25 protein-coding genes and 1 pseudogene are annotated in these 25,497 nt (G+C 69.6%); 7 read left to right on the top strand and 19 right to left on the bottom strand.

Annotation, left to right across the window (positions count from 1 at the left end):
- Positions 1 to 43: 43 nt before the first annotated feature.
- The 14 genes and pseudogenes from ACIBKX_RS25935 to ACIBKX_RS25870 all read right to left on the bottom strand — a co-directional run bounded on the left by ACIBKX_RS25935 (position 44) and on the right by ACIBKX_RS25870 (position 13,669).
- Entirely contained in the window at positions 44 to 1,570 is a 1,527-nt protein-coding gene (locus ACIBKX_RS25935; protein WP_363276436.1) for an asparagine synthase-related protein, read from the bottom strand.
- A 31-nt stretch (positions 1,571 to 1,601) separates the two neighbouring features.
- Positions 1,602 to 2,912 (bottom strand): 3-phosphoshikimate 1-carboxyvinyltransferase, encoded by a 1,311-nt coding sequence (aroA, locus tag ACIBKX_RS25930; RefSeq protein ID WP_363276437.1) that lies wholly within the window; start codon positions 2,910 to 2,912, stop codon positions 1,602 to 1,604.
- Positions 2,913 to 2,980: 68 nt separating this feature from the next.
- Positions 2,981 to 4,354, bottom strand: coding sequence for a hypothetical protein (locus tag ACIBKX_RS25925; protein ID WP_363276438.1), 1,374 nt, complete (start codon positions 4,352 to 4,354; stop codon positions 2,981 to 2,983).
- Positions 4,351 to 4,782 (bottom strand): RidA family protein, encoded by a 432-nt coding sequence (locus ACIBKX_RS25920; RefSeq protein WP_363276439.1) that lies wholly within the window; start codon positions 4,780 to 4,782, stop codon positions 4,351 to 4,353. Before ACIBKX_RS25920 ends, ACIBKX_RS25925 begins: the two co-directional genes overlap by 4 nt.
- 277 nt (positions 4,783 to 5,059) lie before the next feature.
- Positions 5,060 to 5,380: an AzlD domain-containing protein gene (locus ACIBKX_RS25915; protein WP_363276440.1), complete on the bottom strand. Its 321-nt coding sequence runs from the start codon at positions 5,378 to 5,380 to the stop codon at positions 5,060 to 5,062.
- The gene (locus tag ACIBKX_RS25910) at positions 5,377 to 5,982 is read right to left on the bottom strand and encodes an AzlC family ABC transporter permease (protein ID WP_363276441.1); all 606 of its coding nucleotides are present in this window, start codon (positions 5,980 to 5,982) and stop codon (positions 5,377 to 5,379) included. The genes ACIBKX_RS25915 and ACIBKX_RS25910 overlap by 4 nt, the downstream gene beginning before the upstream one ends.
- Positions 5,983 to 6,281: 299 nt before the next feature.
- Positions 6,282 to 6,806, bottom strand: a complete 525-nt coding sequence (locus tag ACIBKX_RS25905; RefSeq protein WP_363276442.1) for a hypothetical protein — start codon at positions 6,804 to 6,806, stop codon at positions 6,282 to 6,284.
- 11 nt (positions 6,807 to 6,817) lie between these two features.
- Complete coding sequence (locus tag ACIBKX_RS25900) at positions 6,818 to 7,366, bottom strand: hypothetical protein (RefSeq protein WP_363276443.1); 549 nt, start codon at positions 7,364 to 7,366, stop codon at positions 6,818 to 6,820.
- Between the two features lie 203 nt (positions 7,367 to 7,569).
- The gene (locus ACIBKX_RS25895) at positions 7,570 to 8,670 is read right to left on the bottom strand and encodes a bifunctional class I SAM-dependent methyltransferase/NUDIX hydrolase (RefSeq protein ID WP_363276444.1); all 1,101 of its coding nucleotides are present in this window, start codon (positions 8,668 to 8,670) and stop codon (positions 7,570 to 7,572) included.
- Between the two features lie 84 nt (positions 8,671 to 8,754).
- A complete protein-coding gene (locus tag ACIBKX_RS25890; RefSeq protein WP_363276492.1) occupies positions 8,755 to 9,321 on the bottom strand; it encodes an AAA family ATPase in 567 nt (188 codons plus the stop codon).
- Between the two features lie 270 nt (positions 9,322 to 9,591).
- Positions 9,592 to 10,428 (bottom strand): annotated as a pseudogene (locus ACIBKX_RS25885) (NUDIX domain-containing protein); the annotation flags it as partial.
- Positions 10,429 to 10,440: 12 nt separating this feature from the next.
- Positions 10,441 to 10,584: a hypothetical protein gene (locus ACIBKX_RS25880; RefSeq protein ID WP_363276445.1), complete on the bottom strand. Its 144-nt coding sequence runs from the start codon at positions 10,582 to 10,584 to the stop codon at positions 10,441 to 10,443.
- Positions 10,581 to 12,614: an ABC transporter ATP-binding protein gene (locus ACIBKX_RS25875; protein WP_363276446.1), complete on the bottom strand. Its 2,034-nt coding sequence runs from the start codon at positions 12,612 to 12,614 to the stop codon at positions 10,581 to 10,583. The genes ACIBKX_RS25880 and ACIBKX_RS25875 overlap by 4 nt, the downstream gene beginning before the upstream one ends.
- Before the next feature lie 512 nt (positions 12,615 to 13,126).
- On the bottom strand, positions 13,127 to 13,669 hold the full coding sequence (locus ACIBKX_RS25870) for an NUDIX domain-containing protein (RefSeq protein WP_399376134.1): 543 nt from the start codon (positions 13,667 to 13,669) through the stop codon (positions 13,127 to 13,129).
- A gap of 329 nt (positions 13,670 to 13,998) precedes the next feature.
- Here ACIBKX_RS25870 and ACIBKX_RS25865 point away from each other — a divergent pair, with 329 nt between their 5' ends.
- Complete coding sequence (locus tag ACIBKX_RS25865) at positions 13,999 to 14,613, top strand: class I SAM-dependent methyltransferase (RefSeq protein WP_363276448.1); 615 nt, start codon at positions 13,999 to 14,001, stop codon at positions 14,611 to 14,613.
- An 18-nt stretch (positions 14,614 to 14,631) separates the two neighbouring features.
- Here ACIBKX_RS25865 and ACIBKX_RS25860 read toward each other — a convergent pair whose 3' ends face one another.
- Together ACIBKX_RS25860 and ACIBKX_RS25855 are read right to left on the bottom strand one after the other, a co-directional pair.
- Positions 14,632 to 15,837 (bottom strand): acyl-CoA dehydrogenase family protein, encoded by a 1,206-nt coding sequence (locus ACIBKX_RS25860; protein ID WP_363276449.1) that lies wholly within the window; start codon positions 15,835 to 15,837, stop codon positions 14,632 to 14,634.
- A gap of 39 nt (positions 15,838 to 15,876) precedes the next feature.
- Positions 15,877 to 16,560: a TetR/AcrR family transcriptional regulator gene (locus ACIBKX_RS25855; protein WP_363276450.1), complete on the bottom strand. Its 684-nt coding sequence runs from the start codon at positions 16,558 to 16,560 to the stop codon at positions 15,877 to 15,879.
- Between the two features lie 145 nt (positions 16,561 to 16,705).
- Between ACIBKX_RS25855 and ACIBKX_RS25850 the strand changes: the two genes are divergently transcribed.
- The 5 genes from ACIBKX_RS25850 to ACIBKX_RS25830 all read left to right on the top strand — a co-directional run bounded on the left by ACIBKX_RS25850 (position 16,706) and on the right by ACIBKX_RS25830 (position 22,711).
- Positions 16,706 to 17,941: an oxygenase MpaB family protein gene (locus tag ACIBKX_RS25850; protein WP_363276451.1), complete on the top strand. Its 1,236-nt coding sequence runs from the start codon at positions 16,706 to 16,708 to the stop codon at positions 17,939 to 17,941.
- Positions 17,942 to 17,965: 24 nt separating this feature from the next.
- Positions 17,966 to 19,228 (top strand): oxygenase MpaB family protein, encoded by a 1,263-nt coding sequence (locus ACIBKX_RS25845; RefSeq protein ID WP_363276452.1) that lies wholly within the window; start codon positions 17,966 to 17,968, stop codon positions 19,226 to 19,228.
- Positions 19,215 to 21,521 carry a molybdopterin cofactor-binding domain-containing protein gene (locus tag ACIBKX_RS25840; protein ID WP_363276453.1) on the top strand — a complete coding sequence of 769 codons (2,307 nt, stop codon included), beginning with the start codon at positions 19,215 to 19,217 and terminating at the stop codon, positions 21,519 to 21,521. The genes ACIBKX_RS25845 and ACIBKX_RS25840 overlap by 14 nt, the downstream gene beginning before the upstream one ends.
- A 44-nt stretch (positions 21,522 to 21,565) precedes the next feature.
- Positions 21,566 to 22,042 carry a (2Fe-2S)-binding protein gene (locus tag ACIBKX_RS25835; protein WP_363276454.1) on the top strand — a complete coding sequence of 159 codons (477 nt, stop codon included), beginning with the start codon at positions 21,566 to 21,568 and terminating at the stop codon, positions 22,040 to 22,042.
- Between the two features lie 99 nt (positions 22,043 to 22,141).
- Positions 22,142 to 22,711 (top strand): DinB family protein, encoded by a 570-nt coding sequence (locus tag ACIBKX_RS25830; protein WP_363276455.1) that lies wholly within the window; start codon positions 22,142 to 22,144, stop codon positions 22,709 to 22,711.
- An 83-nt stretch (positions 22,712 to 22,794) separates the two neighbouring features.
- Here ACIBKX_RS25830 and ACIBKX_RS25825 read toward each other — a convergent pair whose 3' ends face one another.
- From ACIBKX_RS25825 to ACIBKX_RS25815, 3 genes are read right to left on the bottom strand one after another with little or no spacing between them, the layout of a single operon-like run.
- Entirely contained in the window at positions 22,795 to 23,388 is a 594-nt protein-coding gene (locus ACIBKX_RS25825; protein ID WP_363276456.1) for a Dabb family protein, read from the bottom strand.
- Positions 23,385 to 23,768: a hypothetical protein gene (locus tag ACIBKX_RS25820; protein ID WP_363276457.1), complete on the bottom strand. Its 384-nt coding sequence runs from the start codon at positions 23,766 to 23,768 to the stop codon at positions 23,385 to 23,387. The genes ACIBKX_RS25825 and ACIBKX_RS25820 overlap by 4 nt, the downstream gene beginning before the upstream one ends.
- Entirely contained in the window at positions 23,765 to 24,679 is a 915-nt protein-coding gene (locus tag ACIBKX_RS25815) for an LLM class F420-dependent oxidoreductase (protein WP_363276458.1), read from the bottom strand. Before ACIBKX_RS25815 ends, ACIBKX_RS25820 begins: the two co-directional genes overlap by 4 nt.
- Before the next feature lie 78 nt (positions 24,680 to 24,757).
- On the opposite strand from ACIBKX_RS25815, the gene ACIBKX_RS25810 reads away from it, so the two are divergent.
- The gene (locus ACIBKX_RS25810; RefSeq protein WP_363276493.1) at positions 24,758 to 25,405 is read left to right on the top strand and encodes a helix-turn-helix domain-containing protein; all 648 of its coding nucleotides are present in this window, start codon (positions 24,758 to 24,760) and stop codon (positions 25,403 to 25,405) included.
- Positions 25,406 to 25,497 lie beyond the last annotated feature (92 nt).

Raw genomic sequence — 25,497 nt, 5'->3', positions numbered from 1 at the left:
GGAAGTCGGTCGGGAAGTCGGTCGGGAGTCGGTCGTGAAGCCGTCAGGAGACGAACTCGAAGTAGCCGTTCGCCGAGTAGTCGAATCCCGGCCGCTTGAACCGCTCGTCAGGAGGCGGGAAGCCGGCGGCGAGGTACTGCTCAAGGAAGAAGGCACCCTCAGGTGTCAGCATGTCCGGGCCCGTACCGGAAGGCTTGCCGCCCACCCTGCGCGCGTACTCCACGAGGATGTTCTGCATCCCGCTGCCGTCCGGCATCCGCACCTTCGGGCGCTGCGCGACATACGCGGGCAGGCTGCCGGCGAACGCCTCCCGCAGCAGCCACTTCTCCCTGCCGTCCCGCAGCTTCAGGCTCATCGGCACGGAGTAGGCGAACTTGAGCAGTTCACGGTCCATGAACGGGACGCGGGTCTCGATCGAGCTCAGCATGCTGGAGCGGTCCACCCGCTGGAGATCCGTGCGATGCAGATTGCCGACGCGGTAGCGCATCAGCTCCCGGGGGTCCGGGTGCGTCCTGAACAGGTCGTACCCGGCCATCACCTCGTCGCTGCCCTCCCCGCACAGCGCCAGCTTGAAGCCGTGCTTCCTGGCGAGTACGTAGGCGAAGTGGCCGACACAGGTGTCCATCGCGTCGATCGGCTCGAAGAACTCCGCCCCGTACACGATGTCCGGAATGGAGTCGATCAGCGCATCGCGGTCCAACTCCTCGACGACATGCGGGACGTCGAACTCCTTGCAGTACCGCCGGGCGACCTCCACGTCGGCGGCTCCCGGGAAGCCGATGGTGACGGCGGTGACGTCCGGGTGGTACTTCATCGCCGTACGCAGCACGGCCGCACTGTCGATTCCCCCGCTGAACGTCACGGCCACCGGGAGATCCGTGTCGACCTGCTTGCGTACCGCCGCGTCGAACAACTCCCGGTAGCGGGCCACCGCTTCACGCGGGTCCATCGGTCCGTCGGCCGGCTCCCCGAGGTCGAAGTAGCGGGTGGTGCCGGTCGGTGTCAGATACGTGCCCGGCAGCAGGGTGCGGATGTCGGAGCCGTACCCGATCAGGCACTTCTGCTCGGAGGCGAAGTGGTACACGCCGCCTCGCACCACGTAGTAGAGCGGCTTGATGCCGACGTGGTCCCGCGCGGCGAGAAACCGGCGGTGGCGGCCGTCGTAGACGACGAAGGCGAACATCCCGTCCAGCCTGTCGACGCAGGCGTCGCCCCACTCCAGATAGGCACGCAGGACCACTTCGGTGTCCGATTCCGTCCTGAACTCATGCCCGAGAGCAGTCAGTTCATCGCGCAACGCGTGGAATCCGTACAACTCGCCGTTGTAGACGAGCTGTACCTGTCCTGTGGCATCGCTCTGCGGCTGGCCGGCGTGGGCGCGGTCCACGATCGCGAGCCGGTTGGTGCCCAGGGCGACGCCCGATGCGCTCCAGCGTTCCCCGAAGTTCTCGGGATCGCCGCGGTGCCTGATGCGGTCGAGCATCGACACCAGCGCGCTCTCGCGGGCGGCGACGCGCTCGGAACTCTCGTCTTCACAGCCGAGATCGATGATGGCCGCGATTCCGCACATGCTGTGTTCCCCCGTCCCTTCTCGTCGGCTGCTAGGCGGTGACCGTGGCGCCCAGACGCCGCAGGTCGTCGAAGAAATCGGGGTACGTCTGCGCGACGTACTGCGGATCCTTGATCGTCAGTCCCGACCTGCCGCGCAGTGCGATCACGCTCATCGCCATGATGACGGCGTGGTCGTAATGGCTCTCCACCACGACATCGCCCGGTGATCCCGCGGGTGACCCGTGCACGATGAGCGCGTCGCGCTCCTCGTCGACACGGACTCCCGCGCGCAGCAGCTCACGCCGGAAGTCGCTGATGCGGTCGCACTCCTTGTAGCGGAGGTGCTCTATGTTGGAGAAGCGGCTGGTGCCTTCGGCGTGCGCGACGAGGGCGGCCAGCGGCAGCACCGCGTCGGGAGCCAGCGAGCCGTCGAAGTCGGCGGCCCTGAGATCGCCGCCGCCGCGCACCCGCAGCGTGGTCGCCTCGGCGGTGACCGAGACGCCGATCCGCTCCAAGTACTCCAGTACGCCGCCGAGTTCGTGCAGGCCGTTGTGGCGCAGTTCGACGCTGGACTCGACGGCGGAGGCCACGGCGAGCAGCGCCGCGGTGCTCGCGGGGTCGCTGCCGACCGTGTAGTGCGCAGGCCGGTAGCGGGGCTCGGGGTAGGTGGTGTAGCGCATGAGGTCGGCGTCGGCCTCGACCCGTACGCCCGCCGTCTCCAGGACGCGCAGGGTCGTCAACACCATGGGACGGGCCTTGAGTTCGTCCGGGACCCGAACGGTGAGGGGCTCGTCGAGGAGCGGGCCGAGGAAGAGCAGTCCGCTGAGGAACTGCGAGCTGCGCCGCCCGGACACGCTCACCGGGCCACCGTGCGCGCCCGTGCCGTCCAGGGTGATGGGGAGCCTGCCGTCCTCGCCGTCCACGGTGCAGTGCACGCCGAGCGCGCGCAGCGCTTCGACCATCTCGCTGTTGGAGCGCCGCCCGAGCGACTCCACGTACGGGGTCATGAAGGTGGTCTTGCGCAGCCGTGCGGTCGCTCCCATGAGCAGCCGCAGGACGATGCCGGAGTTCCCCGGGCAGAGGGTGGCACCCTCGGTCAGCCGCTCGGGCCCGGTGAGGTCGATGCCGTCGACGCCGTCGGCGGAGGTCGCGACGGCCTCGGCGCCCAGGGCCTGGCAGCAGTCGATCATCGCCCGTACGTTGTGGCTGTTGGCGACGTTGTCGATACGACTGGTGCCGGGGGCCAGGGTCGCCGCGAGTACGGCCCTGGCCGAGTAGCTCTTGGACGCCGGCGGGATGAGGACACCGCTCAGCTTGTCCACGGGATCGATGTGCACGTTCTTGTACTGCAGGAAATCCACGGTCTTGCCCCCGTATACCTTTCGTTTCGTACGTGGTTGGAGTGGCCGTGCGTGGTCGGTGCGGCCGGTCACACACCGGCACGGCTGCTGCGGCTGTCGAGCCCCGGGTCGTCCCACTCCCAGCGGACACCGAGGTCTTCGAGCGACTGGAGATAGCCGGGATAACTCGCGTGGAGATATTCGGCTCCCTCGACGAGCGTCGCCCGCCTGGCACCGAGCGCCGCGGTGGCCAGGCTCATGAAGATGCGGTGATCGCCATGCCCGCTGAGGACGACGCCACCCCTCGGGGCCTGCCGCCCCGACGTACGGAATCCGTCGATCCGGCCCGCACGGTCGTACGTCGGGGAGATCGCGCACCCCATGCGGCGCAGCTCGTCGATCATCACCTCGACCCGGCGGCTCTTGTGGTTGTTCACATGCGCCGCGTTCCGCAGGGTCACCTCGGCGTCGACGAACGGCGCGACCGCGGCGAGGGTCGGCACGACCGTGGGGATGTCGCGGCCGTCGATCTCGACGTGGGCCCCCTCCGGACCGGTCCGCTCGATGCGCAGGGTCCGCTCGACCGGGTCGTGGTGAGTGGCGATGCCCAACCTGCGCAGCACCGTCAGGAATTCCGCCTCGGGCCCGAGGGCCGAGGGGTAGTAGTCGGCGAGCGTGACGGGGCCTTTGCCCGCGGTCAGCACGGAGCATGCCGGGTAGGACAGCGCGGTGAAGTCGGAGGCCATGTGGTAGATACGCGACTGGTAGGCGCCGGGACCGACGGTGTACGCCCCGTCGTCGTACCGGATGTCCGTCCCGTGCTCCCGCATCATCTCCACGGTGAGGTCCACATACCCGGCCCCCACGGTCTGCGCCGCGTCGCACCGGATGCGGACCTCGCGCTCGGCGAGCGGCGAGACGAGCAGGACCGAGGTCAGTACCTGGGAGCTGTGCCGGGTGTCGACGGTCGTCTCACCGCCGAGGTGCCGGCTGCCGGTCACCCGCACCCGTAGATGTGTGGCATCGCTGAGGTCGTCGAGCCGTCCGCCGAGGTCCCGGACGAAGCGCAGATGCTCCAGGACGGGCCGGTTGACCATGGACGCGTTGGCCTCGATCACCGTCTCGCCGGGGTGCAGGCAGGCGAGCGCCGCGATGGTGCGGAAGTTGAACGCCGAGCCGTCCACGGGGACGGGCTGCTTGGCCCCCTGTGAGGCGAGGGACTTCCCGACTCCCGACAGGACGAGCCGGTTGTCGTCGCGCTGGACGACGCCGAGGCCGAACCCCTGCGCCGCCTGGAGCATGCCCTCCGTCTCGGACGACCATGCGGGGTGCACCACGATGCTGGGCGCGTTCGCCAGGAGGCTGAACAGGATCGCGCGCTGCATATGGGGCTTGGAGTACGGCACGCGTGTCGTGCCCTGCACACCGCCGCGGGGCGGGTGGACGAGAAGAGTCGTCGTCACGGCCGGTCCGATACAACGGCCGTCGCCGTGATCTCGACGACGAGCTCCGGGCGGACCAGGGCGACCTGGACCGTTGTATTGACCGGAGTGATTTCGCCGAAGAACTCCTTGAACGCCCGGGAGTAGTCGTCGAAGTGCCGGAAATCGGAGAGGTGGGTTGCCGTGCTCACTACATCCGTCAGCTCCGCGCCCAACTCCCGCAGCGAGCGCTGGATCTTGCGAATGATGAATACGGTCTGGTCGTAGGCGTCGTCACCCTGGGCTTCTCCCTTGCCGTCCGCGGCGACGGTGCCGGCAATGAAGATCTGGTTTCCGCGGCGCACTCCCCGCGCATAGCCCATCTGTGTCTCCCAGATCGACTCACTGAAGACAATTTTCGTGCCAACAGGATCCGGTGAGACATCGGACGCCATTTCGTACAGGGTCACAGGTAACTCCTTGGCTCATCGCCAGTAATGTGCCACGGCCAATAGGGCAGCAAGGCAGGGATGACCGGCAGGAGGAATACACACTCCAGGCCAGAAAACGCCCCCGTGCCCACACAGTTGCCATTAATGTAAAGATCAAGAATTGATGATCGTGGCAGATCTGATGTGAGTGCGGCCATCCGCTTTTCATTAGCGGCCGCTTTAGCACGCACTACTGAAGCAAACTAGCAACATCGAGTCAATGCTTACCTGTTGACACTTCAACACGTGGATCTACTCAGGAAAACTGTCCGGCCAACGCCCTGCCGAGCGCCGTCGCGGCCACCGCGCAGACCACCACGACGACCAGCGGAGCGCGCAGCAGCAGAGCCACCGTCGCCGCGCCGAGGCCGATCAGCCGTGCGTCGAACCGGAGTTGGCGATCGACGCCGAACACCTGGACCGCGACCAGCGCGGCAATCACCGTGGGGGCCACAAGGGCCAGGACGCGCTGCGCGCGCTCGGCCGGAGCCCACCGCCCGAGCAGTGCCGGACCTGCGCCTTTGAGTAAAATGGTGATCACCCCGAGGGCGCTCACTACCACCCATTCCCAGCTCACTTGAACCACCCCATCAGGCAGACGCAGCTGGCGACCGCGATGGGCACCCCCGCGGGCGTGAACGGCGTGAGCCCGAGCGCCACGACCACCGCGCAGACCGCGGCCAGGCGGGTCCGGGGGGTGGTCAGTTGCTTCCACAGCAACCCGAAGAAGATCGCGGGACTCACCATGTCAAGCCCCCACCGCGAAAAGTCGCCAACGAATTGGAGGCTGCTCGCCCCGAGTGCGGTGCCGGAAAACCACACGACATAGACCGAGGCGCCGGAGAGAATCAACAGGCGTGCATCATGCTCCCCGTCGGGCTTCCGGGACAGGGCCCAGGTTTCGTCACCGAGAAGCTGGGCCAGCGCACCCCGTTGCCACCACGGCCCCGGATAGGACCCCGCCGCGGAGATCCCCATCGGCAGATACCTCAAATTGAGCAACGCCCCCGCCAATATCGCGCCGGCCACACCACCCCCGGTCCCGATCACACTGGCGGCACCGACCTGCGCGGCCCCGCCGAATGTCGTCGCAGACATGACCAAAGCGGCGGGTACGGAGAATCCGGCTGTGACGGCAACGACTCCGAACGTGACCCCGAATGCGAACACCGATGCCACCACCGAGACAATGGCCCCTGCCCCGACGTGAGCGGGGACTTGCGATGTCCCCTTCAAGGTTCCCTCGATGCGTCCCACAATGCATCCGAACGATAGACGTCCCCCCTCTGTCCAACAAGCGTTTTCCGCGTTCATCCCTGCTATATACAGCCATCGCGGCCGAAACTTTTCGTCTGCGGGGTTCGCTGAATGGCCGTAAAGCGACGCTGATGGAAAGCGGGGATTTACCGCGCTCCGCATCCCGCCGGCATCCGACGAGGCGCGCAGTCTGAGCCGGTCTCCGCCAACTCCTTCCAGGCCTACCGGGAGGACACGTCGATCTCGTGGGCCACGGCCCAGGTCCAGTACTCGGCGACTGTCCGCCCCGCGCTCGGCCCGCTGTGGGGTTCGGCAGGTGCGGTGAGGCGGGTGAAGCGGGCCGGGCTGGTCTCCAGGAGGACCGCGTGGCCTGCCTCTTGGGGGACCTGTCCGGTCGTGAAGACGTAGGAGGCACCTGGAGACAGTGGGTCTGCTCCCTGCTCGTGGCTGACGGTGACGGTGCCGTGGAGGTGTCCCTTGAAGGGCTGGGTGACGCGCACTTCGTACAGGTCGGAGAAGACGCCCGAGATGTCGCGCTGTCCGGTCTGGTCCACGACGGTGCCTGCGAACACGTCGTCGGCGGTCCCTGCGACCTGTCTGGCGTCCCGTGTGTCGTACAGGGTGACGGCCTCGCCGGGGCCTGCGGACTGAGCGGCGTCGGTGAGGCGGTACATGCCCCAGGCGGCACCGGCCAGGACCGCCATCCCCGCTGCCGCGAGCGCCAGTTGGCGGTGAGGTTCGCTCATTGGTCAGCCTTTCAGCCCCACAGCGCGTGGTAGTTCTTGCGGTCGCGTGGCGTCGGAGCGCCGTTGGACGGCATGTCGAAGGTGTTCGGGGCCATCAACGAGCGGTAGGCCGAAGGGTTTTTGTGGCAGAACCCCAGGGCGTGGCCGAGTTCGTGTGCGGCGATCATGTGCCGGGACCGCGTGTTCCCATATGGCTTTCCGGCACCCAGATAGCCCTTGTTCAGCTGGAGGTTGTCGGTGCCTTGCACCCCCCTCCAGCGTCCGAGGACGTTCTTCCACGGCGGCCGGGTCGTGTTGACGTCCGACCATTCCAGGTCGGCGATCCGCCCGGCGTCATCGGCGGGGAACTTCACCCGATTGAGGCCGCTGCGGGACCACACCCGGTGGGCGTGGCGACGGGCGTCGTCGAACTGCGATTCGTCCTCCCAGGCGATCTCGCCGCCGTCGACGGACGAACGCCCCCGCGAGTCCTGCTGTCCGTTCATGCACTTGGCCGGCGCGGCGACCTGGGCGACTGAGGTAGGGGCGCTGACCAAGGACCAGGCGAGCAGAGTGCACATCAGCAACGTCCTGCCGGGGCCGGGGCCGGGGCCGGGGCCGGGGCCGGGCCCGGGGTGCAGGTGCAGGGCCTGTGCATTGCCTGTCCATCGCTCGGTCCGGGATCGGCGGGGCGGGAGACTGTTGCCGGCAGGGAGCGGCCAAGTGCGCAAGGGGTTCCGTTCCAGATGGTTTGGGGGAATTCCCGTAGCGTGCCCGTCCCAGCTCATTGCCTCGCTGCACCAGGTGATCTCTCACCCGAATGGCAATCAGCCCCGGACGTACGTCGGCTGACGAGGTTGCGGTGTACCGGCGGGAGCCCCTCGAGGAGTCCGGGCCACGTGGTCTCCAGTACGTGAGCGGACGGCGTGAACAGTCGGCCGGGCAGGGCGGGGAGGTCGGACGGCCGGTGCCATTCCCATCGGTGGAACAGCTCGGGTTCGGTCACGGTGGGTGTGCCGTGGTGAGCCGTTACGCGGACGGCGGCGGTGAGGCGCGGGATGTCGTACGCGGTGTCCAACAGGAAGGCCAGCACCTGTGCGTCATCCGGTGAGGCTTCCAGGCCGGTCTCCTCCGCCAGCTCCCGTACGGCTGCCTGCTCGAAGGACTCACCAGGGGCGGGCTTGCCTCCGGGAAGTTCCCAGACCCCGCGGACCGATCGGCCGAGCAGCACACGGCCCTGCTCGTCGGTGACCACCACGCCGGCGCCGATGAGCCCATGCGGGGACGGGCGTTGCTTGTCGGCGAAGGACACCGGAGTTGTTGAAGGATCCCGGAGCAGCAGCATGGTCATGTCGTCGGCGTCGCACCGCTTCGTCTTCCACCCGGCTGTGGCCAGCGCGATTTCCTCCTCGTCGAGGGCGATGTCACGCCGCTCTTCGGGGACGGCGTCCGCAAGCGGGGTGATGACGCAGATCGTGCCGCCGGTGCGCAGACAGTCGCGCAGGCGGTTGAGGAGCCAGGTCCGGTTGCCCAGGAAGGCGTAGCTCAGACGGAAGGTGATCAGGTCGTACGAGGCATGGGGCAGCCCGGAGAGGTCGTCGTGTTCGATGTCGTGGCGCAGGAAGCGTACGTCCGAGCCGTCCGGAACCTGCGCGGCGGCGGACTCCACGGCTGACTCCGCGTAGTCCACGGCGTCGACCGTGTACCCCATCTCCGCCAAGTGGATGGCGAGTTCCCCCAGGCCGCAGCCGATGTCCAGGGCGACGGAGGGGCCCTTCGGGCGGAGGGCGGTATCCAGTACGGCGCGTTCGGAGTCGGTCAGGGCCCGGAACTTCTTGCCGCGGGCGTAGTGGTCGTGCCATTCGCTCTGCTGCGTGTATCCCATCGAGGCTCCCCTTGAGGCCGGGTGGTGATGACCTGCGGTCGTTGAGGGCGGATCGGCCTCCGTGGAACGGAGGCCGAGGATGCATCAGGCGCTTTCCGTGGTGGGGGAAGCAGAAGCAGGTGTGGCGGCCAAGGCGGCCAGGCCGGTCTCTCGCATGATGAGGTCGATGGTTTCGGTGAGGGTGCTGGCGGACCCGATCATCGTCTCGATGCCGTCAGGCAGGACGTCGCGTTCGCGGTACCAGTCACGCAGCTCCCGCTCCGTGTCCTGTGCCAGGTACTCGGCATCGCCTTTCGAGGCGTGCCGGGCGAGTGTTTCGGCGTAGGGGATGTCGAGGTAGTAGCAGCGGGTGACGCCGCGGTGGTCGTTGACCAGGCCGGCGAGCATGTCGCCGTAGCGGTCGGCCGGCAGGATTCCCTCGACGACGACGTGGTGGCCGGCGTCGAGCGCGTACCGGGCCACCATGTCGATCAGGCCGATGTTCGCGCCACCTGGGCGGTCCCGCTCGCGCAGCACGATCCGGCGGAGATCGTCCTGCCCGACGAGAGCCAGACTCCGGCCGAACCGGTCCCGGATTCCGGCTGCCACCGACGACTTCCCGGATGCCGGGTTTCCGCGAACGACGATGAGGCGGGTCTTCTCGCTTCCCACGGGCTTGCGGCCGGTCTGCTCGGCCTCGTGCGGAGTCCCGAGCGGGTGGATTCGCGATGCCGGTGTCCCCAGGGCTGGTTCGGAGAGCCCACGGAGTTCGGTGGGCGGATCGGCCGGCGTCTGGCTACTGCTCTGGGGCGGCAGGCGCAGCCGGTCCGGACCCTCTGGCGCGTGGGCGATCTCGTCGCCGTGCTGCTGGAAGTGGACGGCGAAGTGCCGTCCGGAGCGCAGCGCGTCCAGGCCGGCCCGGGGATAGGCGACCATGTCGGGCGGGAGACGGTCCAGGGCGTACCAGGCCATCTCGCTGCACAGGTGGGGCTCCCGGATGTACGGCTCGCCCACCCAGGAGTGGACGACGCCGAAGGCTCCGATACGGACGTTGCCGTTCGGGCTGCGGTGGTGGACGACGGACGCGATCTGGACGTCGCCAGGGGCGATCGCGACGCCGGTTTCCTCGGCGGCCTCGCGGATGAGGGCCTCGACGACGTCCTCGTGGCCGCCGTCGACGTGGCCGGAAGGCATGTGCCACAGCCCCGCGGCGTACACGTTCCCCGCACGGCGGGTGAGCAGGACCTCCCACCCGGTCGTGCCGGGGCGCACGAGGACGGCGTGCACGTCGATGGGCGCGGCGAAGCGCTCAGGAGGCTTGGGCGACACGGTGGCCGACGGGATGGCGTCGGGGGCGGACATGTCGTGGTGCTTGTTGATGACGGCGGCCGCGCCTGGGTCCAGCACGAGCCGTCGGGTCATCTCGGCCGTGAACCAGTGGCACATGACGCCCTCGGTGAGCGGCAGGGCGGCAGCGTCGCCGTCCCAGTGGCCGAGGAACACCTGGACCGCTTCCTGGGCCGTGCCGTCGGGCGCGGTGCGCGCGGAGACGGTGAACGGCGCCAGGTCCGGGACGGCCAGTCCGATCTCCTCGTCGAGCTCTCGGGTGATGGTCTCGTGCAGGGACTCGTCGCCTTCGCGTCGGCCACCGAACAGGGACCACATACCGGGGCAGGCGATGAGGCCGGGTTTGTTGTCGCGCAGCTGCAGCAGGTACTGGCCGGCGGAGTCGACGATCAACGCTGCCGCTTGGATGGGCTCGGGAAGGTGCGGGGTCATGACAGGTACCGCCTATACGGGGGAGAGGAGGAGAAGGATCGGAGGTGCGATCAGGAAGAGGGCGCCGACGAGGAGGGCCCACCACACGCCCCACAGGGAGCCGATCGCCCCGGCCGCGACGGCGGCGAGCGGCCGGGGCGGGGGCGGGGGCGTCACGTGCCGCCCCCGGATCCGGCACCGTCTCGCACATCCGGCTCGGGGGCGTCCGCAAGGTAGCCCGCGGCCTGGAGGGCGAACATGGAGGCGTACTCCCCGCCCAGCTCGACGAGTTCGCGGTGTGTGCCGGATTCGATGATCCGGCCTTGGTCGAAGACGTAGATCATGTGGCAGTCGACGACGGACGCCAGGCGGTGGGAGATGAGCACCGTGATGCGGTCGGTGCGGTGCTCGCCCCGCAGCACCGCCTGGTAGACCGCGTGCTCGGCCCGCGGGTCCATGCTGGCCGTCGGCTCGTCCAGGAGAAGTACGGGTGCCTCCTTGTACAGGCCGCGGCCGACCGCGACCTTCGCCCACTGGCCGGCCGACAGCTCCTGCCCGTCACGGAACCTCTTCGAGAGCACGGCCCGCCAGGTGCCCGGCAACGAGGCGATGACGGGCTCGGCGCCGGAGGCCCGTGCGGCGGCCAGGGCCCGCCGCGGGTCCGCCTCGGTCAGTGTCCCGCGGGAGATCGTGATGTTCGCCAGCGCGGGGAAGGGGAAGTGGACCGGATCCTGCAGCACGGTCGCGACGCGGGACTGCACGGACTCCTTGTCCATGTCCGTCAGGTCGAGGCCGTCCCAGGAGATGGACCCCTGGCTGGGGTCGTGCAGGCCCGCGATCAGGCGGGAGGCGGTGCTCTTGCCGGAGCCGTTGACGCCGACGAAGGCGACCGTGGTCCCCGTCCGCAGCGTCATCGACACCCCGTCCAGCGCGGGGGTGTCCGATCCCGGGTATGTGTAGGAGACGTCACGGAGTCGGATCTCCTTGACGGACGCCGGCGCGGTCACGCCCGTACGCCGGGGCAGCAGCTTGCGGCACTTGTCCTGGAAGCGCAGCAGGTCGTCGACCCACATGGCGTGCTCGTAGACGAGGTGGGCGACCTCCACGGCCTGGGTCATCGACGAGCGGCTGTTCTGGATGGCCAGCACCGCCCCGGCCCCGGCGGCGAGCGGCAGCCATTCGTTGAGGAGCATCGCGAACAGCGTGACGTAGGTGATGCCGGTGCCGATCCCGCCGACCGCCCGACCGATCAAGGACAGCCGGGCGGAGCCGAGACCGAGCCGGGTGTCCTCCGCCGCGATGTGCTCGGAAAGCCGGTGGTGCTCGGCAAGGAGCGCGCGCTGCGCGGTGTCCGAGCGCAGTTCCGCGGCCGAGTCCCGGTCCAGCAGCAGCCAGGAGAAGACGTTCACGCGGCGTTGCAGGGCGTTCCACCGTTTGAAGCTGTGGAAGCGGGCGCGGGCAGCGGAGACGGCGGCGGCACCCACCGGGAGTACGGACAGCGGCAGCAGCGCGATCAGCAGGGGGTGGAGGACGGTGAGCACGCCTGCCGTGCCCACCAGGCCCAGCAGCGAGGACGCCAGGGTGACGATCTGGCCGACGATCTGCCGGGCGTAGAACAGACCCCGGTCCCGGGCCCGGTACGCCTCGTCGTGCCAGTCGGCGTTGTCCACGACTTCCAGGCGGACGTGGGCGGTCAGCTCCAGGAACTCACGCTCCAGCGCGGTACGGATCTTGGGGGTGAGCCGGGATTGGGCCACCGAGACGCCGTACTCCAGGAGCGCCCGCATCGACAGCATCACGACCACGACCACGAGCTGTGGGGCGGCGGCCCAGAGCCGGTCCGGGGTGGGGCCGTCGGCCACGACATGGCGGACCACCCCCACCGTGGCCATCAGGCCGAAGGCCAGCATGGCCGCCGAGCCCAGCTGCATCACGATCAGCCGCACGGTCGCCCACCGGTCGGTCACCCAGGCGAGACGGCCGACTTGGCCCACGATCCGCGGCAGGCGGCCCAGGATCTGCCCGACGCCGGCGCTGGCCGCCGCACCGTCGTACACCGACCAGTACGCCTCCTTCAGCTCGTCCGTGATGTCGCCGTCGACGTCCGTCGTCAGGGCGGCGGGCGGCAGGCCGAGGGTGTGTTCGCGGGGGCGCGGTACTGCGGCGGGTGCCTCGCCGGCGGGGCTTGAGCCGAGCGGATCGCTCATGCGGGCTCCCCGGTCGCTGAGGGAGCGCTCGGGGTGACCATCCTCCGGCGGGCAGCGGCGACCTGGGCCTCCTTCGCGGGCGCAGGAAGGGGATGAGGCGTCCCGTCGTGGTGGTCGGCAGGTGCGGGCTGGTGCATGGCGGGCCTCCAAGAGGGCGGTCGGGCACGGCGGATGGGCGTAACGAGGGATGGAAGCAGTCGGTGGTCAGCGCTCCTTCGCGGTCCAAGGCGCAGTGCGGAACGCCGCGGACCGCACACGTGGCCGGCCGAGTTCGGTGTAGGCGTGGCCGGCGGAGACTCAGTCAAGCGCGGCTCTGGTGTACGGGACGATCGGGCCGGGCAGCGCGCTCTTCGGCCGTCAGGCCCAGGCGCTGTGCTTGTCCGGCTCCATGAGCTGCGGCTCGCCCGCCCAGTGCCTTGCCCGGAGGACCAGTCGGGCACCGACCAAGTTCGGGGTGACAGCCACCGATTCTCCTCCGCGGGCGAGGCCGGGCACGGGGATTCGCCGATGGATCACGTACCGCCCGGCTCAGTGGCGGCGGTCATGTGGATGTTGGCGCGCGGGTCGCCGGCGACGAAGTGCGTCAGCAGGGCGCGGGTGAAGGGGTGGGCGTCGAGCGGGGGTTCACCCGGTTCGGCCCAAACCAGCTCCGTGTGCCGGTCCGGCTCGGCGTTGAAGGGCTCGCCGCTCCAGGACTGCGTGGTGAACAACAAGGTGATGCGGCGCTCACCATCAGGGGAGAGCAAGTGCGCGGTACAGCAGAGCCACAGATCGTCCGGCTCGACACCCACCCCGACTTCCTCGCGTACCTCGCGGCACGCACCGTCCTCGAACCACTCGCCGCGGTCGAGATGTCCGCCCACAATGGTGAGTTGCTTCGCGTACGACGGCTCGGCCCGGCGGAGCAGGAGGACTCGGCCGTCCGGCCGGTGCAGCAGGACGAGAACGTCGACCGTGCTCTTGTAGCGCACCGGCACGGTGGGTCCGGGAGGGCGGAGGCGTTCGCTCTGTTCGAAGTTCCGCTGAGCGTCGGTGCGTTGCATGCCGTGGTGCACTGCGCCTCCTCGTTGACGTGAAGCTCGGACAGGTGCTCGGACTAACGGCCCCGGATGGAACACGTACGGGGGCGGTAAGAGCGAATTCTTCGAGCGGATGTGCGGATGTGGCGCCTCGGGCTTGCGCCGACTGGAGGCGGCAACTGTTCGATCACGCAGATGGGTGTCCGAGCGCCGACCGCACACGATTCGGTGATTGCGCGACCCACTGTGCGGTGCGCCGGGCAGCGGCCCAGGGTGCCGATGGGGACGGTGCGTGAACCGGGCCGGACCCGCCGTCAGTACCCCTGAGACCGCCGGGCCCGGTGTGATGAGGCACCCTGTCCCTCATGAGTCGTTGGGAAGAGCTGACCGGCGGGACGGCCGGGGAAGACTACGCGGCCCGCTTCGCCGACCTGGCCGAAACCGGCAAGGACATGCACGGCGAGGCGCGACTGTGTGCCGCGCTGGTGCCCGTGGGCGCGCGCGTGCTGGACGCCGGGTGCGGGACCGGCCGGGTCATGATCCGGCTGGCGGAACTCGGGTACGACTGTGTCGGCGTCGACCTTGACGCCTCCATGCTGGCCGTGGCGCGGCGGCAGGCGCCCGAACTGCCCTGGATCCAGGCGGACTTGGCTGCGCTCGATCCCGCCGAACCGCAGCTTGCCGAGGGCTTCGATCTCGTGGTCGCCGCCGGGAACATCTTCCCGCTCCTCGCCGCGGGCACCGAGGCAGCGGTGGTCGGCCGTCTGGCCTCGGTGCTGCGTCCGGGCGGCCTCCTGGTCGCGGGCTTCGGCCTGGACGAGGCGCACCTTCCGGTGCCGCCCACCATCACCCTGGCCGAGTACGACGCCTGCTGCGACGCGGCGGGCCTCGCCCTCGTCGACCGATTCGCCACGTGGGACGCCCATCCCTACGAGGGCGGCGGGTACGCCGTCAGCGTCCACCGGGAGCAGCGTGGCTGATCCGCCCCCGGCGACCCGCTACAGCCCGTACGTCTTGCCGATGATGTCGCGCTGGATCTCGCTCGTGCCGCCGTACACGGTGGATACGACGGTCTGGCGCAGCAGCGCCTCCATGCCGTACTCCGTGGCATAGCCGTAGCCGCCCAGCATCTGCATGCCCTCCAGGGTCACGTGCTTGGCGAGTTCCGTGCACTTGAGCTTCGCCATCGACGCCTCGCGGGCGAAGACGCGGTCCGGCTCGGCGTCGATCGCGGCGGCGACGTCGTCGAGCAGCAGCCGGGCGCACTCCAACTCGGTGGCCATGTCCGCGATGCGGTGCCTGAGCGCCTGGAAGGAGCCGATCGGCCGGCCGAATTGTTCGCGCTGCCTCACATACGTCACGGTGTCGTCGAACGCCCGCCGGGCCACCCCCAGCATCAGCGCGGCCAGGATCATCCGCTCCAGGTTCAGGCCCGCCATCAGCTGGGTCCACGCCTGGCCGGGCGTGCCGACGACCGCCGAGTCCGGCACGAAGCAGTCCGTGAAGTAGAGGTCGTTGACCTCCTTGCCGCCCATCGTGTCGATGCCCCGGATCCGCAGCCCCGCGGCGTCCGTCGGCACCATGAACTGGGTGAGCCCCTCGTGCTTGGAGGCACCGGATGAGCCGGACGTGCTGGACGTGCCGGCCGCACCAGACGTGCCGGCCGCACCAGACGTGCCCCGCCCCGTTCGCGCGATCAGCAGCACATGGTCCGCGAAATGCGCATTCGAGCACCACGTCTTCTGCCCGTTGACCACATAGCCGCCCGAGGTCCGCTCGGCCCGGCAGGCCAGCGCGCCCACGTCCGAGCCCGCGCCCGGCTCGGACATCGAGATGGCCTCGACCCGCCCCCTGGTCACGCCTTCGAGGACGGTGCGCCGCTGCTCCTCGGTGCCGAACCTCTCGTACGCCGCCGCGGCGATGATCGTGGTGCTGAAACCGCTGATGGGCGCCCGCCCGTAGGACGTCTCCTGGAGGAACAGGCAGAGGTCCACCATGCCGAGCCCCGCGCCGCCGTACTCCTCCGGGACGGCGATGCCCAGCCAGCCGAGCGCCGCCATCTTCTCGTACAGCCGCTGATTGTGGTGCTCCCGGCCGTCGGCCGTCAGCTTGTCCCGCTGTTCCTTGGTGCCGCACTCGCGGCGGCAGAAGCCGGCTATCGCCTTGACCAGGTCGCGGCGCTCGTCGGACAGGACTCGGGGCATGACGTTCCTCTTTCCTCGGGCGGGAGTCGGGACGTTCGGCTACACGGGTGTGGAGCGCGGCGGTTCGAGCATCGGGACCAGGAACTGGCGGGCCACCGCCCGTACTTGCTCGTCGTCGTCGAGGTCGATGACATGACTGGGGACGACCAGGAACGAGGCGGAGACACGGGCCATCATCTCCGCCACGACCGCCACGTCCACCTCGGCCGAGACATGGCCGGACTGCTGCTCACGGCGGAGCCGGTCCGCGACGAACTGCTGGACCACCGAGAGGGTGCGGCCCCCGTCGACGGTCATCGACGGCACGACGGCGTCCGGCTCCACCGCCAGCAGGCCGCCGATGAGCCGGTTGTGGCGGATGGCGCGCAGTGAGCCGACGAAGCCGAGGACGACCCGGTCGGCAACGGTCTCGGCCTCCTGGATCTCGACGACGAACCGGTCGAAGTACCGCCGGAACTCACGGCGTACGACCTGTTCGACGAGCGCCTCCTTCGTGGCGAACCGGCGGTAGACGGTGATCCGGGAGACCCCCGCGATCCGCGCCACGTCGGCCATGGTGGAGCGCTTGATCCCCATGCGGCAGAACTGCTCGTACGCGGCGTCGAGCAGCCGCACCGACACGTCGTCCTCGGGGTCGGCGCCTTCGACGGCGTCGCTGAAAGCGAGTTCAAGGACGGAGGGGGAGCCGGAGGGTCCCGTGAGGTCCGACAGGCCAGGTTCCACAACTGCCTCCCTGATTGCGTGAAGCCTCTGGCGTTCACGCCGGGTCTGTGCTCCCCTGGTGATACAGGGATGCTCAACGTGTTTCATCGTATCAAAGAGGCTGCAGGACCACAGGGCTACAGGACTCGAGGAGGAGTTCAGGGCAATGGACGGACTCAGCAGGCGCAAGATGTTGATGGCGGGTGGCGCCCTGGGGGCCTTCGGGGCGCTCGGTGCGGCGAGTCCGGCCGGCGCGCGGTCTCCGTGGACCTGGGCGCCCAGCGGATCGGTCGCCGGCAAGGGAGCCGGAGCCGACCCGGAATGGGTGTGGGACGAGGAGGCCGACCGGCTGATGGCCGCCGTCATCGACCGCGGCGACGTGCCCAAGGTCAACGAAGAGCTGCGCACCTGGACCCGCAACGACCAGGCACCGCCGGCCGGACTCCCGCGAGACGTACGCGAGTTCATGGAGCAGGCGCTGCAACTGCCGTCCTGGGCGGAGCGCGACAAGCTGGAGACCGCCGCGAAGTTCAACGAGTCCCGGGGCTTCTACCTCAATCTCCTCAACGGCGTCGGCGGCGGCATGCTGAGCACCGCCATCCCCAGGGAGGCACGGGCCGTCTACTACTCCAAGGGCGGCGCCGACATGGAGGACCGCGTCGCCAAGACGAGCCTGCTCGGCTTCGCCGTCGGCGACCTGAACGCGTACCGGCCCGACGGCGACGTCATCGTGCAGGCCGTCAAGACCCGGATGGTGCACGCGGCGGTGCGGCATCTGCTGCCCAAGTCCCCGGCCTGGTCCCAGACCAGCGGCGGCCAGAAGATCCCGATCAGCCAGGCCGACATCCTGGTCACCTGGCACAGCCTGCCCACCTACACCATGCAGAAGCTCCTGGAGTGGAAGGTCCCGATGCCGGCCGCCGACTCGGCGGCCTATCTGCATCTGTGGCAGGTCACCGCCCACATGCTCGGCGTCCGCGACGAGTACATCCCCGCGAGCTGGGAAGCGGCCAACTCCCAGTCCGAGCAGGTCCTCGACCCGATCCTCGCCTCCACCAGGGAAGGCGTGGAGCTGACGGACATCCTGCTCGGCCAGCTCGCCGAGCAGACCAGCCCCGGAGGCATCGGCCGCCCGCTGTGCAACGCGCTCGCCCGGTTCCTGGTCGGCGACCGCATCGCCGACATGGACGGCATCCCCGCCGAGCCGTTCTGGGAGCAGACGCTGGAGACGGTCTGGCCGAAACTCGTGGCCTTCCGCGAGAAGTTGATCCCGCTGCCGATGGTGCCGCCGCTCGCCTGGACGATCGACGAGGCGGCCCGCCAGTACATCCTCTTCTACCTCACCAAGGGCCGGGGCACCTGGATCGAGATTCCCGACACCAACAGGCCCGCATCCAACTGACGTTCCGCAGAAGGAGGCAGAGCAATGAACGGTTACGGCACGGACGGCTTCAGCAGGCGCAAGATGTTGTTGACGGGTGGCGCCCTGGGGGCCTTCGGGGCGCTCGGCGCGGCGAGTCCGGCCGGTGCGCGCGCCTTGTGGACCTGGGCACCCAGCGGATCGGTCGCGGGCAAGGGAGCCGGGGTCGACCCCGAATGGGTGTGGGACGAGGACGCCGACCCGGTCCTCGCCGCCGTCCTCGACCGGGGCGACGTACCCAAGGTGAACGAACTCCTCAAGCAGTGGACCCGCAACGACCAGCCCCTGCCCGACGGACTCCCGCGCGATCTGAGGGAGTTGATGGAGCACGCCCGCAGGCTGCCCACCTGGGCGGACAAGGCGAAGCTCGACCGGGGCGCACAGTTCAGCAAGACCAAAGGGCTCTACGTGGGAACCCTGTACGGCCTCGGCAGCGGTCTGATGAGCACCGCCATCCCCCGGGAGGCGCGCGCCGTCTACTACTCCAAGGGCGGCGCGGACATGAAGGACCGCATCGCCAAGACCGCGAGACTCGGTTACGACATCGGGGACCTGGACGCCTACCGGCCGCAGGGCTCGATGATCGTGACGGCGGTCAAGACGCGCCTCGTGCACGCGGCGGTACGCCACCTGCTGCCGCAGTCCCCGGCCTGGTCCCAGACCAGCGGCGGCCAGAAGATCCCGATCAGCCAGGCCGACATCCTGGTCACCTGGCACAGCCTGGCCACGTTCGTCATGCGCAAGCTCAAGGAGTGGGGCGTCGTCGTCAACTCCGCCGACTCGGCCGCGTATCTGCACGTCTGGCAGGTCAGCGCCGCCATGCTCGGAGTCAAGGACGAATACATCCCCGCCAGTTGGGAGGCGGCGAACGCCCAGTCGAAACAGGTCCTCGACCCGATCCTGGCCAGTACGCCGGAAGGCGAGGCGCTCACCGAGGTGCTGCTCGACATCGTGGCCGAACTCGACGGCGGTCTCACGAGCCCCCTGGTCAGCGCCTTCTCCCGGTACACGCTCGGCGACCGGGTCGGCGACATGATCGGCCTGTCCAAGGAGCCGATCCTGAAACCGCTGGTCGCGACCGCCTGGCCGCTCCTCGTGGCCTTCCGCGAGAAACTGATCCCGGTGCCCGCCGTTCCCGAGGTCGCCTGGACGCTGGAGGAGGGGCTGCGCAAGTTCGTCCTGGCCTTCCTCTCCGAGGGGCGGCCGATCGCCATCGACATCCCGGACATGAACCGTCCGTCGCGCGGTGCGCCCGATGAACGACGCTGAACCCCGGCCGCCTTCCGCCGAGGGCCGCCCGGGCCCGGGCAGGCGCCGCTTCCTCGGATACGTACTGGCGGCGCCGACCCTCGTGACCGCGGCGGAACTCGGATCCGCCCCACACGCCGGAGCCCACGTCCCCTCGGCCGACATCACGGAACTGGTCGACCTCAACGACGTGATGACCGCCGCCGCCCTGCCGACCTCCGCCCTGATCACCGTCCGGGTCGACCAGGACGGCACGGTGTCCTTCGCGCTGCCACGGGCCGAGGTGGGACAGGGCATCACCACCTCCACGGCGATGCTGATCGCCGAGGAGATGGACGTACCGCTCGACCGGGTGCGCGTCACCCTGGCCGACGCACGGCCGGAACTGGTCTTCAACCAGCTCACCGGCGGGTCCAACACGACCGTCGCGACCTACACCCCGGTACGGGTCGCCGCCGCCGTCGCACGCGGACGACTGCTCCGGGCGGCGTCGGCCGAACTCGGCGCGGCCGTCGCCGAACTCACCCTCAAGGACGGCGTCGTCACCGGCCCCTCAGGCAAGACCGTCGGCATCGGAGCGCTCGCCGAGAAGGCCGCGGCCGGCCACACCCGGCAGGTCGCCGCGGAACTCAAGCCCGCAGGACAGTTCACCGTCATCGGCACACCACGGGGCCGCGTCGACGCGCTCGACGCGGTCACCGGACGCAAGAAGTACGCGATGGACCTCGCCGTGCCGGACGCCGCGCCCACCATGGTGTGCCGGCCGCCGACAATCAACGGCAAGGTCGGATCGGTCGCCAACGCCGATGAGGTGCGCGCCATGCCGGGCGTCACCGACGTCGCCGTGATCTCGACGGGAGTGGCAGTCCGCGCGCGGACCTTCGGCCAGTGCATCGACGGCGTACGCGCACTGCGCGTGTCATGGCGGGCGGGCAGCGCGGAAAACAAGTCCGACGAGACCGTTCTGAAGCAGCTGGCGGACGCCGAACTGCCGCTCGGAATCCCGCCGTTGACGCCAAGCGTGGAGGGCGGATTCACCTTCCACTTCCGCAGCAACAGCGCGCTGGAGCCCAACTGCGCCATCGCCGACGTGCGGCCCGACCGCGCCGAGATCTGGTCCAGCCTGAAGGCGCCGATCGTCGCCCAGGAGACGATCGCCGCCAAACTGGGACTGCCGCTCGGCGCGGTCACCGTCCATGTCACCGAAGGCGGCGGCTCCTTCGGACGCAGGCTGTTCTTCGACGCCGCGCTGGAAGCCGTCGAGATCTCCCGGAAGATCGGCAAACCGGTCAAGCTGATGTGGCACCGGGCCGACGACTCCCGCCAGGGCCGCACCCATCCCATGGCCACGTCCCGAGTACGCATCACCTACCTCGGCAACACTGTCCTCAGCTACAAGCAGCGGCACACCAGCGTGGCCACCGACCTCAGCCACGGCTTCGGGGAGATCTTCACCGCCCTGGCCGCGAAGCTGCCGGTGGCCGGCCTCGGATTCTCCGAGACGTTCTTCCAGCTGTCCCAGTCGATGCCGTACGACTTCGGAGCCACCAGCAGACTCCTGAACGAGACCGACAAGAGCTTCAACACCGGCAGCATGCGGGGCGTCTACTCTCCCGACGCCACCTGCGCCAGAGAGCTGCTCATCGACCGACTGGCGTCGAAGATGGGCAAGGACCCCTACCGCTTCCGACGCGACTTCCTCAAGGACGAGCGAGCGACGGCGGTCCTGGAGAAGGTCGCGGAGGCCGGGCGCTGGGGCCGCGCCATGCCGGAGGGCATGGCGCAGGGCATCGCCTTCCACTCCGAATACCACTCGGTCAGCGCGGTCCTCGCGGAGATCGACTGCCGCCCCGAGACCGTCGACCGGCCGATCCGCGACGGGGTCGCCGGGCCGCGGGTCACCCGGATCGTGTGCGCCGTGGACGCCGGGTTCACCGTCAACCCCCGCGGCCTGGAGGCCCAGATGACGGGCTGCGCCATGGACGGCATCGCGCTCGCCCTGACCTCCAGCCTGCATCTGCGCGACGGGCACTTCCTGGAGGCCAGCTGGGACAACTACTTCTACACCCGGCAGTGGAACACACCGCCCGAGCTGGACGTCATCGTCATGCCGAATACCGGCGAAAAGCCGGGCGGGGCGGGGGAGTTGGGCGTCGCCGCGTCGATGGCGGCGGTCGCCTGCGCGTACGGTCGCGCGACGGGAACGATGCCCACCACCTTCCCGATCAACCACGGCACGCTCTCCTTCGAACCCAAGCCGACGGTCCCGCCGATCCCGCCGTCCCCGACGGACGGCCTGGACCACGCCCGCTGAGGCACCCCCGCCCGCTGAGGCACCCCCTGACCCGAGGAGCCCCCGTGCCCGAGCACACGTTCCGCCTCAACGGCGAGCAAATCACCGTCGAAGTCGCCAACGACGTACGGCTGTTGTGGGTCCTGCGCGACATCCTGGGCGTCACCGGACCCAAGTACGGCTGCGGCATCAACGTCTGCAAGGCGTGCACCAGCCACCTGAACGGCAAGGCGGTCAACCCCTGCGCGATCCCGGTGGGAGAGCTGAGGCCGTCCGACGAGGTCACCACGATCGAAGGACTCCCGGCGACGGTGCGCGCGGACCTGCACCCCATGCAGCGGGCATGGCTCGCCCACGACGTGGCCCAGTGCGGCTACTGCCAGCCGGGCCAGATCATGGCGGCCGTCGCCCTCGTGCGCCGGGCGGCGGAGGAGGGGCGAGAGATCGACGACACCGACCTCGACGGCATCCGCAACATCTGCCGCTGCGGCACGTACGCCCGCATCCGCGAGGCGATCAAGGCGGGCGCCGCGGAAATGTGACGCCGGTCCGTGGTCCGCGCCGGTCCGTGGTCCGCGCCCGGAGAGGGCGCGGGCCCGGCGCCTAAACTCACTGGCGGGCGCGCGCCCGCACCGACCACCATGGGGCGTATGAGTGATCACCCCGAGCGATGGACCAAGGCGACCGTCTACCCCGACATGTGGATGGACCCGGACGACGACCCCCGCGACAGCGACAGCACCAGTCCGGACGGTGAGCTCGCCACGCTGCAGGACTTCCTGGTGAACTACCGCCTGACCCTGCGGATGAAGTGCGAAGGACTGGACGCGGAGCAGCTGGCGCGCCGCTCGGTGCCGCCGTCGACCATGTCGCTGCTCGGCCTGGTGCGGCACCTCGCCGAGGTGGAGCGGGACTGGCGCAACTGGATCACCGACGCCGATCCGCTGCCCAAGCTGTACGGCAAGCGGGACGCGGACTTCGACGGGGCGGTCGCCGACCAGGCCGTGGTCGACGCCGCGTACGCGGACCTGGAGCGGGAACAGGCGGCGACGGACGCGGCCCTCGCCGAGCACCCGGACCTGGGCGTGCGGTTGGGCAAGGACGCGATCGCCGTACGAGAGCTGATGGTGCACCGGATCGACGAGTACGCCCGGCACTGCGGGCACGCGGATCTGTTGCGGGAGTGTGTGGACGGACGGGTCGGGCAGTAGAAACCGTGCCAGACGACAGACTTCAAGATCTGTCATCTGTCATCTGGCATCCGTCACCTGATCCGTCCATGGTCGGGCAACCGTCAAAGGACCGGCCCCTGCGCCCGACGGAAGACGTGGGCCAGTTTCGGGGCCACGATCGAGTCCGGCATCTCGGGGTCGAACCAGCGGTCGACGTGCGTCCAGTGATAGGGGTGGCGCAGATACGCGCCGTTCAGGCCCTCCACGTCCGCGTACTCCTGCTCCCACGCATGCGTCCAGGACGACGGGGACACCGTCTGGTCCACCTTGCTCAGCGCCCAGGAGCGGATCGTCGTGATGTGCTCGGGCATCGCGGCGAGGTCCGCCTCGAAGCGGGCGACGACCTCGGCCGGCGTACCCGGCCGGACGGTGAGCAGCAAGGTGCGTTTGACGCGTGGGCCGTCGAACAGGACGCGGCGGCAGGCGACGGGGAGCAGGGCCACGGCGTCGACGGCCGGAGCTGGGGGACCGGCCGTCGACGCGGTGAGTACGTCAGCGGGGGTGCGGTCGGACGTCAGGTCCCAGCTGAGGCCGAGCCCGCCGAACGAGCCCTCCAGGTCGGGCCCCGCGGAGGAGGCCCGGACGCCGGGCCGGGCGGCGGCATCCGTCAGGGTGTTTGCACCTCCGGCCGCGACCAAGGAGGTCCAGCGCGTCATACGATCCGCTCCCATGTCTCCGATTTCTCCGATGTCTCTGATAGTTCTGTTGCCTCCCACGTCTCCAACGGCTCCAGGACGCGGCGTTCGCGGGTGACGGCGAGGTCGTCGGTCCACGACCAGAAGGCGGCGGGCCGCGGATCCCGCGCCGTCATGCCGCGCATCGCGTAGAACGAGGGCACTCCCGGCAGCGACCACAGGATCTGGACGGCGACCGTGTCGCGACCGGTGTGCGAGCGCCACAGCCGGCTCACCGTCATGCCGCGCTCGCGGGCTCCGGGGAGGTAGCGGGCGCGGAACTCCGCCAGCCAGGGCTCGACCCGGTCTCCCGCCAGGACGACGCGGTCGAGGATGTGCACCTCGGTGCCCCGGCCGCTCACAGCTTCTCCAGTACGTCGGCGCGGAACCGGCCGATCTCGTCGCGCAGGGCGTCGAGACCGCGCGGGCCGAGCAGTCCGCCGGGCCCGTGCGTACGGGGGTGGAGGACGATCCGGGACGCTCCCGCGGCGACGTAGCCGCGCACCCAGTCGGGGTCCCACTGCCGCTCTGGATCGCAGGAGCCGGGCCACGCCGTGAACTCCACGGCGTCATCGCCCCGTCCTTCCCCGCGCGCGGACTCCCACAACAGCTCGGCGCTCCGGGCGAATTCCTCCGGACCGAGCGTGTACGGGAACCAGCCGTCGGCGATCCGGCCCGCGCGCCGCACCGCCGGCTCGCTGTTGCCGCCGAGCACCACGGGTACGGCACCGGACTCCGGCCGCGGCAGGCAGTGCAGCCGCTCGAAGGAGACGTACGAGCCGCGGTAGCTCGCGGGAGACTGCGACCACAGGGCGCGCATCGCGCCGACGCACTCCTCGAGGCGGGCGCCGCGCGCGCTGTACGGGGCGCCGACGGCCGCGTACTCCTCCTTCTGCCAGCCGATGCCGAGTCCCAGCATCAGCCGTCCGGCCGAGTGCCGGTCGATGGTCGCCGCGCGTTTGGCGAGGACCACGGGGCTGTGCAGCGGGGCGACGACCATCGCGGTGCCGAAGCGCAGGGTGCGGGATGCGCCGGCGAGGAACGCGATGGTCTCCAGCGGGTCGGGCATGGGGACCGTGCCGCTGGGGCCCGGCATCCGGCCGTTGTCCGAGTACGGGTACAGCGGTTCGTAGTCTTCCGCGACGGCCACGTGCTCGACGGTCCACACCGATTCGACCCCGCATTCCTCCAGGGTCCCGGCGAAGTCCCGGAGGAATCCGCCGTCGGTGACGAGCCCGTCGGCCATCGGGGCCATCAGTCCAAGTCGCACCATCACGCTGCCTCTCGACGCTAATGGAGTCGATTAATGAAGTGGATTAATGAGGTGGATTACTATCGCCCTGTGCGTGAGATGACAAGAGCGGCGACGGAACCGGACGCGACCGGGACACGCGAACTGCTGCTGCGCGCGGCGGAGCGGCTGTTCGCCGAGCGTGGCGTCGACGGGACCCGCATCAGGGAGATCACCGAAGGCGCGGGCCAGGCCAATTCCTCTGCCCTGCATTACCACTTCGGGTCGCGCGAAGGGCTGCTGCGTACGATCGTCACGCGGCACCGGCAGCGGGTCGACGCCGTCCTCGCGCCGGCCCTGGCGGCGCGGCAGCGCGACGGCCGCGACGATCTGCCGGCCCTGGTCGCCGCGTACGTCGAGGCCGAGGCGTCCGAACTCGCCCACGAGAGCGGCCTGTACTGCCTGCGTATCGTGTCCCAGCTCGCTCACGAGACGGGTTTCCGCGACGGTGTACCGCACGCGGCCCTGCAAGGCAGCACCCTGTGGCGGCTGTTCGGCCTCGTCGAGGACCAGATCGCCGACGCAACGGGACTGCCGGAGGCGCTGGCCAGGGAGCGGGTGGAGCTGATGGTGATGACGGTGGGCGCGGCGTTCGCCGACCGGGCCAGACAGGTGCAGTCCGGCCGCCCGCACCCTGTCGAAGTCCGCGCCCACCAGGCGGACTTGACCCTGATGGTCGCCGCGATGTTGAGCGCCGAGCGCGCCTAGCACGGGCTACCTGGGCGCCACCTGCTGGGGCTGGCCACAGGGCGGAAACGGGGGCTGGCCGGAGCGAGACGGAGGCTGCTCGCGGCCTACCG

The organism is Streptomyces sp. NPDC050658, assembly GCF_044457025.1.
GTDB lineage: Bacteria > Actinomycetota > Actinomycetes > Streptomycetales > Streptomycetaceae > Streptomyces.
The sequence above is the reverse complement of the archived record's forward strand: the minus strand, read 5'-3'. Positions and strand labels throughout refer to the sequence as shown.

Excerpts from the sequence above, each read along its gene's own strand:
- ACIBKX_RS25860 (WP_363276449.1), bottom strand. The coding sequence starts at position 15,837 with ATGCCCCGAGTCCTGTCCGACGAGCGCCGCGACCTGGTCAAGGCGATA.
- ACIBKX_RS25895 (WP_363276444.1), bottom strand. The coding sequence starts at position 8,670 with ATGGGATACACGCAGCAGAGCGAATGGCACGACCACTACGCCCGCGGC.
- ACIBKX_RS25865 (WP_363276448.1), top strand. The coding sequence starts at position 13,999 with ATGAGTCGTTGGGAAGAGCTGACCGGCGGGACGGCCGGGGAAGACTAC.
- ACIBKX_RS25845 (WP_363276452.1), top strand. The coding sequence starts at position 17,966 with ATGAACGGTTACGGCACGGACGGCTTCAGCAGGCGCAAGATGTTGTTG.
- ACIBKX_RS25830 (WP_363276455.1), top strand. The coding sequence starts at position 22,142 with ATGGGGCGTATGAGTGATCACCCCGAGCGATGGACCAAGGCGACCGTC.
- ACIBKX_RS25840 (WP_363276453.1), top strand. The coding sequence starts at position 19,215 with ATGAACGACGCTGAACCCCGGCCGCCTTCCGCCGAGGGCCGCCCGGGC.
- ACIBKX_RS25900 (WP_363276443.1), bottom strand. The coding sequence starts at position 7,366 with ATGTGCACTCTGCTCGCCTGGTCCTTGGTCAGCGCCCCTACCTCAGTC.
- ACIBKX_RS25905 (WP_363276442.1), bottom strand. The coding sequence starts at position 6,806 with ATGAGCGAACCTCACCGCCAACTGGCGCTCGCGGCAGCGGGGATGGCG.
- ACIBKX_RS25815 (WP_363276458.1), bottom strand. The coding sequence starts at position 24,679 with ATGGTGCGACTTGGACTGATGGCCCCGATGGCCGACGGGCTCGTCACC.
- ACIBKX_RS25810 (WP_363276493.1), top strand. The coding sequence starts at position 24,758 with ATGACAAGAGCGGCGACGGAACCGGACGCGACCGGGACACGCGAACTG.
- ACIBKX_RS25935 (WP_363276436.1), bottom strand. The coding sequence starts at position 1,570 with ATGTGCGGAATCGCGGCCATCATCGATCTCGGCTGTGAAGACGAGAGT.
- ACIBKX_RS25850 (WP_363276451.1), top strand. The coding sequence starts at position 16,706 with ATGGACGGACTCAGCAGGCGCAAGATGTTGATGGCGGGTGGCGCCCTG.
- ACIBKX_RS25825 (WP_363276456.1), bottom strand. The coding sequence starts at position 23,388 with ATGACGCGCTGGACCTCCTTGGTCGCGGCCGGAGGTGCAAACACCCTG.
- ACIBKX_RS25875 (WP_363276446.1), bottom strand. The coding sequence starts at position 12,614 with ATGAGCGATCCGCTCGGCTCAAGCCCCGCCGGCGAGGCACCCGCCGCA.